Below are 11,532 nucleotides of genomic sequence, written 5' to 3'. Positions count from 1 at the left end.
GGGCCCGTTCTCCTTGGAGAGGTCCGCACTCGCCGACGCCACCGCAGCAGAACTAACACGGAACATGCAGCCCAAGAGGTAGAAGGCGGCATCACTCAGGCCTCGATCGCCTCCGCCGTTTAGCCGTGCTGTCGAACGCCTCCGGTCCGTTTCAGTCGAGACACCGGCTCTCGTCAGCGCCACCACGGCGGGGCCGACTCGGAACATGCGACCCGATTCGGTGATCGGGTATCTACCAGAGCGGTGCTTGCCGACTGTCAGGTTGTCGGCTGCTCGCCTTGCCCGAGCGTGACCTGCGACGGCTGGGGGATGACCAGGACGGGCGGCGTCCTGTCGTGTCGCTGAAGACGCCGAGACTGACCGACTTCTGTTGGCTCAGTGACCGTTCGATCTCGGCCTTGACGAGTTCCGTCGCGACGCCGACGGTACCGACCGCACCCACTGCGACGAGTTGAGCGAACATCGTGCTGGTCAGATGATCCTTGAAGGTGTCTTGATCAAGATACTTCGGCGATTCCGGGCGATCGAGATACCGAGCGACCTGCTCGCGTGGCATACACATCCCCGAGATCATCGATGTGCTGTCGACGTCCAGGCTGTCGAGCCGGCAGATCTTCACGAAACTGGGTGTGGGCACCATCCGGTAGTCGCTGCCGGGGTACTGCGGGAGGCAGCGGGCATCGAGCGTACGCATGACCTCGAGTTGGTCCTGGAAATGGCTGTCCACCCGGCAGCGCCAGCGCAGATCGTCGAGCACCAGCCGCTTGTACTGGACCAGGACGAAACTGCGCCGTTGCCGGTGGTAGTAGATGAGGTCGGTGCCGAGCCTGGTCTCGATCGGCCAGCGGTTGACATTCATGACGTCCAGTGTTCGCCCGTGACTGTCCTCGAACCGCCGGACGGCGAGACGGTCGATTCTCTGCCGGGTCCAGCCCAAGAACGTGTTCGCATCGTGCTCGATCATGGGGTCTTCGCGTGGCGTGACGCCGTACATCGGAGGTAGGAAGGAGTCGCGGTCCTGGATGTCGCCGATCTCGTCCTCGGAGAGGAAACCGCCTGCCGGTGCCAGGTCCGGCGCGCCGGTGAACGCGCAGAGTGTGGCGAGCGAATCCCGCTCCTCTGCCAGCGCCTCCTTTCTCGGTACGGGTAGGTCGATGTCCCGGATTCCGTACAGCGCCCCGAGGACGTGTTCGAGGCCGGGGTTCTCGTCCACGAGAATCCTGAGTACGGTCTCGCTGGCCTTCGGCGTCAAGCGACCCTGCTTCGCGAAGGGGCGCTGCTGGTCAGTCCGGAGCTCTACCCGGAGACGGCTGACCTCGACCGGGCGTCTGAGCCGAGTCAACCGCCGTAGCTGAAACATCCAGCGGAGATCGTCAGCCCGGTTCTCCTCGTAGACGCCGGCCACGAACTGCACCGACCCTTGATACAGAACCAGTACGACCGGTGCGCTGACCCGTTCTGTTCCGAGGAAGGAGATCTTGCTGTCACCGTCCTCGTGTCCGATGGCTCGGCCGTCGGCGACGTCTCGAAGATGGTTGATGACGGTGTCGTCGGCGAAGACCGTTCCCAGCTGTCGACCCATGGTGCCTCCCCGCATCCGGTCGATGTCGCTGTATCAAGGTGCCGTGGTCGTCCACTCGGTGGCGAAGGTTTCAAGCTGGCGCAGGACCAGGTCGACGGCGGCGCGCTCGTGGTCCGGCGGATAGTCGTACTTGACCAGTACCCGGCGAATGAAGTTGCGCAGCTTGGCCCGGACCGGCTCGCGGGAGTACCAGTCAACGGTGATCTTGGCCCGGATGGTGGCGACGATCTCACGGGCGATCTTCGCCAACTCGTCGTCGCCCATCACCGCCTTCGCGAGGTCATGCTGCGCGACAGCATCGTAGAAGGCCAGCTCGGGAACGGTGAGCGGCGGATCGAAGTGCTCGCCGCGCCGCGCCTCGGCGGAGACCTCCTTGGCCATCGCGACCAACTCGGCGATCAGCTGGGCACTGGTCAGCTGCTGCTTCATGTACCGGGTCATCAGCGCCTCCAACCTGGCCGAGAAGCTCTCCTGGCGGACCACGTTGTGCTTGGTCACCTCGCGCATCTTCTGCTGGATCAGCCGACGCAGTGCCTCGGCGGCCAGATGCGGGGTCTCGGAGTTCTCCAGCCGCTGGACGGCCGCCTCGTTGAGATCGGTGATGTCCAGCCTGCCGAGGCCGGCCTCGGCGTAGATGTCGGTGATCTCGGCGGCGTCCACCGCCTCCGCGGCGAGCCGCGCGAGATACCACTGCACTTCGGCGGTACGCGGCAGACCCTCCGCCTCACGAGCCGCGGCGTCCAGCTTGACCATCATGATGCGTACGGCGGTGAAGAACTGGATGTCGCGGCGAAGCCGGTCGAAGTCGTCCGCGCGGTCGCGGAAGTCTCGGCTGTTGGCGCAGATAGCGTGGAACTGTTCGAGCCTGCTCGACGACTCCCGGAACCGCTTGTGCAGCGGCTTCGCGTCACCCTCGACCTTGTTGCCCGGGGTCAACGGGTTGCGCAGGAAGTTGGCGGCCTGGTGAACGGCCTGGATCCAGCGCTTGTTGTTACTCAGGTCGGCGAGGAGTTTCTCCCACTTCACCGGCGCCAGCATGGCGTTGAGGACCGCCACCTCGTTGTACACCTCGCTGATGGCCCGGTCGATCTCCCGGCCCAGGGTCTGGTCGTCCTGGTCGGCCGAGCTGTACTCGGTGAGCGCCTTCCTCAGGTTCTCGGTCAGCGGGGCGTAACCGACGAGCAGCCCGTCCTTCTTGTTGCGGAAGCGGCGGTTGACCCGGGCGAGCGCCTGCATCAGGTTCGCGCCGCGCATCGGCCGGTCCATGTAGATGGTGTGGATCGGCGGTGCGTCGTAGCCGGTGAGCAGCATCGAGTGGACGATGAGCAGCTCCAGCTCGTCGTCCGAGTCCTTGGCTCGGGCCTGGACGGTCTTGCGCTGGGACGTTCGCAGCAGGTGCGGGTGGAAGATCGCGTCATCGGTGGGCAGGGTGCTGAAGACGATCTTCATCTTGCCCTTGTCGACCGCCTGGTCCGCCCAGTCCGGCCGCAGCTTCTTGATGGCGTCGAAGACGCTGACGCAGATCTCCCGGGTTGCGCAGACCAGCATCGCCTTGCCCGGGCCGCCGAGCTGCGGCGACACCAGTTCGCGCCGTGCCTCCCAGTGCGCCACGAGGTCCTCGGCGAGCGTCTGGACCCGGTCCGGCGCTCCGTAGATGATGTTCATCTTCGCCGCAAACTCCGCAGCCCTGCGGCGTTCCGCGTCGTCCAGGCCGGCCGACGCGGTGTCCGCCTTCTCGTCGAGGTCCGCCGGGTCGACGTCCGGCGGGAACGACACCGGGATGATCCGCGGCTCGTGGTAGACGCGGACGGTCGCCTCGTCGTCGACGGCACGCTTGAGGTCGTATGTGTCGATGTACTTGCCGAAGACGTCGCGGGTGTCGCGGTCCGCCTCCGAGATCGGGGTGCCGGTGAAGGCGATGAAGGTGGCGTTCGGCAGGGCGTCGCGCAGGTGGCGGGCGTAGCCGTCCAGGTTGTCGTAGTGACTGCGGTGTGCCTCGTCGACGATCACCACGATGTTGCGCCGGTCGGACAGCAGCGGGTGCGAACGCCCCGCCGCCTTCTCGTCCACGGTCAGCCCAAACTTCTGCAGCGTCGTGAAGACGATGCCACCGGCGTTACGGGTGGACAGCTTGTCCCGCAGGTCAGCCCGGGTAGCGGCCTGCTCCGGTGCCTGACCGAGCAGCCGCTCGCTGTCCGCGAACGTGTCGAACAGCTGGTCATCCAGGTCGTTGCGGTCGGTGATCACCACGATCGTCGGGTTCTTCAACAACGGATGGCGGGCGGTCAGCGCGGTGGTGCACACCATCTCCTCCGATTTGCCGGAGCCCTGGGTGTGCCAGACGACGCCGGCCTTGCCGTCACCCTGCGCCGCCCGCACGATTGCCTCGACGGCCTTGGTGACCGCGAAATGCTGGTGCGGCTTGGCGATCCGCTTCGTCTTGGAGGTGAAGTTGACGAAACCCGAGGTCAGTTCGAGGAAGCGCCGTTGCTGGAACACGCCGTTCAGCGCTACGGCGAGCGCCTCAGGGCCGTCGTACTCCGGCGCGGTGGTGTCGATCCGCCGGCCCTCTTCGTCGATGTTCCAAGGGGCGAAGTGCTCGTACGGAGTGAACGGAGTGCCGTACTTCGCGGTGATCCCATCGGAGATCAGGCAGACCACGGCGTGCCGGAACGCCAGCGGGAACTCGTACAGGTATGTCTGCAGTTGGGCGTGGGCCCCGACCAGGGTGGCGTTCTCGTCGGTGGCGTTCTTCAGTTCGATGACGGCGACCGGCAGCCCGTTGAGATAGAGCACGATGTCGAACCGGCGCTTCCGGTCGCCGTCCACCACGATCACCTGACTGATCGCCCGATAGGTGTTGCCGAGCGGATCATGCAGGTCTGCGAGGCGAATGGTGGGGGTGTGCTCGGCCCCATACCCATCGGTGTACGAGACCGAGCGAATGCCGTCGACGAGCCGTTCGTGTGCCGCCCGGTTCTCGGCAAATGCCTCACCGGAGGCGACGTCGACGGCGGCGCGCACCGCGTCGGTCACCGCCGGCGGCAGCAGGTTGGGGTTTAGACGTTCGATCGCGGCCCGCAGATCCTCGATCAGTACGAGGTCGGCCCAATCATGCCGCTGCCCGGAGCCAGGAGCGAAATCCTTGCCTTCACCGGGTTCCCAGCCGATAGTGCCCAGTTCCTCCAGAGCAATGGCTTCCCAGTCGGCCTCACTCATTCTCGTGCTCTGTCTCATTCCAGCCCCTCCCCGCGATTAGTGGTTACCTAAATCGATTCTTCGACGATTTTCTCGGCATCCTTGACCCGTAACCGCCCCGACATCAACTCCGGCAACAACACGTCCCGCAGGTTTCCAAGTGCACGCGACTCTTCCATCACAGCTCTCAAGTGGCGGAACGCGGTACCGGCCTCGGCGCCGAACTTTGATAGCTGGCCGGGATCCGGCCGATTAACAAGGAAGTCCGATGCGTCGGTTGCGCTGACTCGCTGCCGCCCAGATGAACCCACCATCTTTTGGATCGCGTGCTTGCGGAAGCGCTCATCCCGAGCTAGGAAGTACGAGAACTCGGGCGGAACACCATTCTTTGAACGCATCACAATAAACTCAGTGGAACCGGCTCCGGTTTCGCCATCGCCAAGAAAGTCCACATACCCGGTCTTGCCGTTTTCGAGACAGGGAGTGATGCGTGCCAGTAGTGTGTCGCCGTTCTGAAACCGGCTGCCACTCTTCGGTGATCGGCGCATCCAGGTTTGTATTGAAGACAGTCGCGTAGGAAGGGCGGCCATGTCAACATAAATGGCTTCGTTTGAATGATTGAGCGGTGTCTTTGGATTGAATGTGACTAAGTCAGTAACGGCTATGTCGCCGCCATCGGTAACTCCGAGGGAGGCGAACTTCGCCCGGAATAGTTCCTCGTAGGTAGTCGCGATGCTGTCATTCCCCGCAATGTTGTCGTCTAGGGCGCCTAAGATAGCGGCGACTCTTCGCTGCTCCGCTGGTTCGGGGACTAGAACCGGCACGTTCTTGATGAAGTTTCGATTGAGCATTGGCTGAACTGACCCGGAGTTGTATCCGCTGAGATCCAGGGTTTGAAATAAATGGTACACAAAGCGGATGTCATTTCCGCGAAAATCGGTTACATACAGTGTTGTGTTAAGTGGCCAGAAATCTTCTTCCACGAGCGTGGGAATGCCAAGATTTGCCGCTCGCCCCAATGTTACTCCGGGGCCCGTCGCTTTTGCCACGTTGTGCCACCCTGCGATGCCCCCACTGCCTATCACGGGAATAGTGCCACCTGCGCGTAACCCTTGCGGGAGGTCGTGACCGCGCTGAAGTGCTACCAGTTCACCAAGTGTTGTTGGGTGCCAATCAGACATCGATCCTCCCGATTTGGTGGCGAACGGCGTTCTCGAGGCGAGCTGCTTCTTCGAAGTTCGAGAAAAGCTGCTTTGTGAGACGCTCGATGCGATCGGCTAGCGGTTCGGCGCTGTCGTTCTCTTCAACTTGAGCTGCCCCGACGTATTGGCCAGGAGTAAGTACATAGTCGCGTGCGGCTACCTCGTCGAGAGTTGCTGTGTAGCAGAAGCCGGGCACGTTATGGTAGGAGAGACCCTTGGTCTTCGCCGATTTAGTTCCGCGCCAGGTGTGGTAAGTATCGGCAATCTTGCCCAAATCTACATCGGTGAGGATGCGTTCGGTGCGATCGATCATCGTGCCCAGCCCGCGGGCATCGATGAACAGAATCTCACCGCGTCGATCTGCGAGTGCTCGCGCGCCCTGCGGGGATTTATCCTTGGTTAGAAACCATAGGCAGGCAGGGATTGCGGTCGTGCGGAACAGGTTGGAGGGCAAGGTAACCATGCAGGCGACCAGGTCGTTTTCTACCATGGTCCGGCGGATTTCGCCTTCACCGGACAGCTTGGATGCCATTGATCCGTTTGCCAGGACCACGCCGGCGCTGCCGCGGTCGCCCAGTTTGGAGACCATGTGTTGAAGCCAGGCGTAGTTTGCGTTGCCCTGTGGTGGTACGCCGTAACGCCAACGCGGGTCGGTCTCTTTGCGGGCCCAGTCGCTCATATTGAAGGGTGGGTTGGCCAGAATGAAGTCGGCCCGCATGTCCGGGTGCTTGTCCTCAGCGAAAGTGTCTGCCCAGCGGTCGCCGATGCCCTTAGGGTCCATGCCGTGGATCGCGAGGTTCATCTTCGCCAGCCGCCAGGTGCGCTCGTTCGCCTCCTGGCCGTAGACGGCGATGTCGTGGGTGTGGTCGCGACCGGCGTGAGCTGCTACGAACTTGCCGGCCTGTACGAACATGCCGCCGGAGCCGCAGCATGGGTCGTAGACGCGACCTTCGTAAGGCTCGAGGATCTCGACGATCAGCTTTACCACGCTGGCGGGGGTGTAGAACTCGCCGGCCCGCTTACCCTCGGCGCGGGCGAACTTCTCCAGGAAGTATTCGTAGACCTCGCCGAGGACGTCCTGGGCCGAGCGCTCACCGTGGCCGGTGAACCGAGCGTCGCTGATCAGGTCGACGAGTTCTTTGAGGCGCTTCTGGTCGACGTTGTCCCGGTTGAAGATCTTCGGCAGGACGCCTACCAGTGGCGGGTTCTCTCGCATGACCGCGTCCATCGCGTCGTCGAGCAGCACGCCGACGCCGTTGGGCGCGTTCTCAACCAGGTAGTCCCAGCGCGCGATCTCCGGCACCCAGAAGACGTTTTCCGCGGTGTACTCGTCGCGTTCGTCGAGGAACTCGGCACGCCTGTCCTCCGGCATATCGGTCAGTTCTTCGGCGATCTGGGCGCGGCGCTCAGCGAACGCGTCCGAGACGTACTTGAGAAAGACCAGGCCGAGGACGAACTCCTTGTACTGGGCGGCGTCCATCGAACCGCGCAGTTTGTCCGCGGCTTTCCAGAGGATGTCCTGGATCTGCTTGGTGCTGGACATGCCTGGCAGTTCGCCCTGTCCAGTGGCGCGCTTGCGTGGGGGCACTGGTGATTCCGTTCTCTCGGTCAGGAGTTCGTACCGTACAAAGTCGTCAGGGTGCCGTCGGCGAAGCCGGTTACGGCGAGATCTCGCATTTCGTCCAGAAGATCGAGCTGTCGTTGAAGTAGACGTTCGCGCTCGGCGATGCGGCCCAGTGCGACGTCGAGGCGGTGGGCCTCGTCTTTCGTCAGGTCAGGGACCGTCACATCGTGCAGCCGTGGGCCGCGGACGGCGTTCGGACTACGGGCGGTGTTGCGGGCGATGTCGAGCAGGGCCTTGAGCACGCGTGGGGTCAGGGCGTCGCCCTTCTTGATCCGTAGTCCGCGCGCCGGGAACTCGATGACCGAGAGCCCCTCCTCGTCGAGCAGCACACCCCACTGCGGGGCGGTTGTCACCACCAGATCACCCGGTTCGGTGAGGATGGCGTGCGGGTACTCAGCGGCCAGGGTGAGCCGGTCGATCCATCGTTGCGGGCGCTGACCGGTTGCTTCGGCGGCACCCAGTACCCGGTAGGTTCCGCGCGGCCCTACATGCTCGGGCAAGAGCCGGTGCCCAGGTAGTTCTCGCAGGCGGCCGGCAGTTCGCAGGCTGCGAAGGCTGACCTCTGTTGGGCGCTTTCCGTGGTGTTGGACGGCGGCGGTGTCGAGAGGGCCGTTCTCATCCGTGTACTGATGTGTCGCCTTCTCGGCATCGGCGAGTCGGCGCTCGGCCTCGCCGATGAGTGCGGGCCGGTCCATCGCGAGCTGAGCGCGCATGGTGACCGAGGTCGGCCCGGGAAGCCGCAGTGCACTTCCGTTGTTCAAGCCGAGTTCCGCCAGGAGGACGATTCGGCCGGTACGCGGATCGTGCCCGTCGCGACGGATGCCCTCGGCGCGCCACAACACGATGTCTCCGGCGGCTGCCTCGACGACGCGATCGTCGAGGGCTCTACCGCTGAGGTCCGCAAGCAGCAGGAGACCCTTGGTCGACGGCACCGGGTCACGGGTGAGCACCCACATTGCCGCGGGATACCCGGGTCGGCCCGGGTATGTGCCGCCGGGAAGGCGCACTACCGCTTCAACGAGACCGCCTTCCAGCAACTCCCTCCGGCGTCGGATCGCCTTCGGTTCACGTAGATCGTCGACCAGGCTGGCAGCCGGGCCGATAACCACGGCCGTACGACCACGGCCGAGTCGGTCCGTGATGTCGCTGATCTTGTTGAGGTCTTCAGACGGGTCGCGGGATTCGGTTGGCTGATAGGGGAGTCGAGTCACGATCACGTCGGCTTCGGAGAAGTCGTCGTTCAGATCGTCAGCGCGGACCTCGAGCTGATATTCGGGAACGCCGGCGAGCAGGAGACGACGGCGCACCAGCCGTGCGAGAACCGGATCGGGCTGCACCGCGTTGACGATCAACCGGTCCGGGTCGAGGTCGGGCAGGAGCGCGGTCAGGAGGTCGCCGGATCCCGCGTACGGGTCGGCGATGCTGATCAAGCCGTCCTCGGTCAACCGGCTCGGCACGTCGACAGCCTGCCGGATCAGCGTCACCAGGTGGGGGGTCAGCGTGTCAGTGTCGAGCTCCGGCCAGCCGAGGCGAGCAGCGCTGCCGAGAAGGAACTGATGGGCCCGCCCAGCGTCGTAGGCGCCCTCGATCAGTTGCTCGACCATGCCCGGGAGATCGGCCAGTGCGGGTGCTTCCTGGAGATCCGAGAGGATGAACTCGTCATCCGGATCGAACCGTTGAGCCGCCTTCAGCGGATCGGGCGGCAGGATCCGGCCGGACATCTCACGTAGGCAGAGGGCGGCCCCGAGTGACAGCACCAGCCTTCGGCCGCCGTGCTCACGGCCGTACGTGCTCAGGGTGTGCAGAGCGCGCTCGGCGCGTAGGGTCTCCGGATCGGTGTTGCCGAGTCTGCGGTCCAGAAGCCAGGTGATGACCTCATCTGCGGGGAAGAGGAGCTGACCGCCGGGGCTGGAGACCGGGGCCGGAAAGTCGAGGTACCGGCGCCGCCAGGTCGTCACCACCGGCCGTTCGACCTGGGCCAGCTGGGCGATCTCACCCGACGACATCAGCTCGTCCGTCATCCTCTTCACCTCCTTCGTGACCAACGGGTTCCACAGTAGTCACTTGTCGCTCAGAGTCAACGCTTGGCGCGGTAACCCGGGTTATCATATGCACGGCTCGACTTATTTCGACGGCAACGGTCTTCTTGGTGGGCGACATCCCGATCACGACACGGAGTCCGCCATGACATATCCGCAGAATCCCGCTACCCCGTCCGGCTGGACGCCGCCGACGCCGGCACCGGCCAAGAAGCGCAAGTGGCCGTGGATCGTCGGCGGGATGGTCGGTCTGATGCTGATCGGCTGCATCGGCGCGGTCGCCTCCGGCGGCACCGACACGGCCGAGTCGGCCGACGGGTCGCAGGCGGCGACCGCGGCGGAAGGGCCGGCCGCCATCGCGCCCAAGAAGACCGAGGAGGCCAAGGATGACACTCCTGGCCTAAACCAGCCAGCCGCCGACGGTGACTTCCAGTTCAAGGTCACCGGCGTGAAGTGCGGCGTCAGCAAGGTCGGCACCAGCCTGCTCGGGCAGGCGGCGCAGGGCCAGTTCTGCCTCATCAGCGTCCAGGTCAAGAACATTGGCAAGGAGGCGCAGACCTTCCTCGACTCGGCTCAGAAGGCGTACGACGCGAAGAAGGTCCAGTACTCCGTCGACTCCAGCGCGGCCCTCTACACCAACGATGACCAGCAGATCCTCTTCGCGGAGATCAACCCGGGCAACACGGTCAAGGGCAAGCTCGTCTTCGACGTGCCCGAGGGCACCAAGCTCACCAGCCTGGAGCTGCACGACTCGCCGTTCTCCGACGGCGTCCGGGTGTCTCTCAAGTGATCAAGCGCCGTGCCGGTTCCAGTCAGCCGGACTGCCGGTGCGGCGCACCAACAGACGGCTGAAGTAGAGATGACGATCAAGGAGGACACCCCATGACGACACACAACACTGACGAAGCCACGTCGATGGCTGCGGAGGGTGGGCACCGAGCCCTCAACCTCCTCAACAAAGCGATCGATGTCCAGACCCCGCTGGTGCGCAGGAACATCGCTCGGGCCCGCCAGCGGAACCCCGAGGCGTCCCCGGCGGAGGTGATCCGAAACCTGGAGCGGATGTACGTCAGTACTCTGGCCGGAACGGGTGCCGCGGTCGGAGGAACCGCGGCTGCACCCGGCGTCGGCACGGGTGTCGCGCTGGCGCTGTCCGCCGCCGAAGTTCTCTCGTCTCTTGAGTTGAGCGTGCTTTTCGCGCTTTCGATCGCCGAGGTCCACGGCGTGCCTATCGACGAGATCGAGCGTCGCCGGACGATCGTGATGGGCATCATGCTCGGCGGGTCCGGCTCCAAGACCATTACCAAGGTCGCTGAGCGTACGGGGCAGTACTGGGGTCGCCAGATTGTCGCCATGGTGCCCGTCGAGACGTTGCGCCGGATCAACGGGATCCTGGGAAGGAACTTCGTCACGAAGTACGGGACCAAGCAGGGAATCATCGTTCTCGGCCGAGTGGCACCGTTCGGCATCGGCCTAGTGATCGGTGGTACTGCCAACGCCGGACTCGCCGCCCTGGCGGTCCGAGCTGGCCGACGTGCATTCGGCCCGGCCCCCGCATCATGGTCGGACTGACTGTCGGCTTCCAACCGTACAGAAACCATCGCTCGGGGCCAGCTGCGATCCTCCGGACGGCCTGAGAACACCCCCGTAAAGGCGGGCAGCGGTAGCCGTTGCGTCACGTCTAGTGTTCTGGTCCGTTCTCATGTTCGCCCGTGCCTTTTCCGATCAGCAATCCGGCCGCACATCCGTGCCAGCCGGCTATCGATGCTGGGTCGGCGGCCCTCCGCTGCGGGGGTCACGACGGCGACTTTTCGGGCCGGATGACTGTGCGGACTCGTCACATCCGCCGTGACCGGATTCGCCGGCGCCGAGTAGGTCCATACGCCC

The 11,532-nt window shown here is 64.3% G+C and carries 7 protein-coding genes; 2 read left to right on the top strand and 5 right to left on the bottom strand.

Annotated features, from left to right (window positions below; genetic code table 11):
- Positions 1–232 precede the first annotated feature (232 nt).
- From Asi03nite_RS34410 to Asi03nite_RS34390, 5 genes are all read right to left on the bottom strand, one after another.
- The gene (locus Asi03nite_RS34410; RefSeq protein WP_203684696.1) at positions 233–1,582 is read right to left on the bottom strand and encodes a hypothetical protein; all 1,350 of its coding nucleotides are present in this window, start codon (positions 1,580–1,582) and stop codon (positions 233–235) included.
- Between the two features lie 33 nt (positions 1,583–1,615).
- Positions 1,616–4,801, bottom strand: a complete 3,186-nt coding sequence (locus Asi03nite_RS34405) for a type I restriction endonuclease subunit R (RefSeq protein ID WP_239103135.1) — start codon at positions 4,799–4,801, stop codon at positions 1,616–1,618.
- Positions 4,802–4,848: 47 nt separating this feature from the next.
- The gene (locus tag Asi03nite_RS34400) at positions 4,849–5,961 is read right to left on the bottom strand and encodes a restriction endonuclease subunit S (RefSeq protein ID WP_203684694.1); all 1,113 of its coding nucleotides are present in this window, start codon (positions 5,959–5,961) and stop codon (positions 4,849–4,851) included.
- A complete protein-coding gene (locus Asi03nite_RS34395; RefSeq protein WP_239103134.1) occupies positions 5,954–7,525 on the bottom strand; it encodes a class I SAM-dependent DNA methyltransferase in 1,572 nt (523 codons plus the stop codon). Before Asi03nite_RS34395 ends, Asi03nite_RS34400 begins: the two co-directional genes overlap by 8 nt.
- 65 nt (positions 7,526–7,590) lie before the next feature.
- Complete coding sequence (locus Asi03nite_RS34390; RefSeq protein ID WP_203684692.1) at positions 7,591–9,627, bottom strand: DNA methyltransferase family protein; 2,037 nt, start codon at positions 9,625–9,627, stop codon at positions 7,591–7,593.
- A 163-nt stretch (positions 9,628–9,790) separates the two neighbouring features.
- On the opposite strand from Asi03nite_RS34390, the gene Asi03nite_RS34385 reads away from it, so the two are divergent.
- The gene (locus Asi03nite_RS34385) at positions 9,791–10,435 is read left to right on the top strand and encodes a DUF4352 domain-containing protein (protein ID WP_203684691.1); all 645 of its coding nucleotides are present in this window, start codon (positions 9,791–9,793) and stop codon (positions 10,433–10,435) included.
- Positions 10,436–10,527: 92 nt separating this feature from the next.
- Positions 10,528–11,217, top strand: coding sequence for a hypothetical protein (locus Asi03nite_RS34380; RefSeq protein ID WP_203684690.1), 690 nt, complete (start codon positions 10,528–10,530; stop codon positions 11,215–11,217).
- Positions 11,218–11,532 lie beyond the last annotated feature (315 nt).

The organism is Actinoplanes siamensis (assembly GCF_016862395.1).
Lineage (GTDB): Bacteria > Actinomycetota > Actinomycetes > Mycobacteriales > Micromonosporaceae > Actinoplanes > Actinoplanes siamensis.
This window is presented reverse-complemented; position numbering and strand designations above follow the sequence as displayed.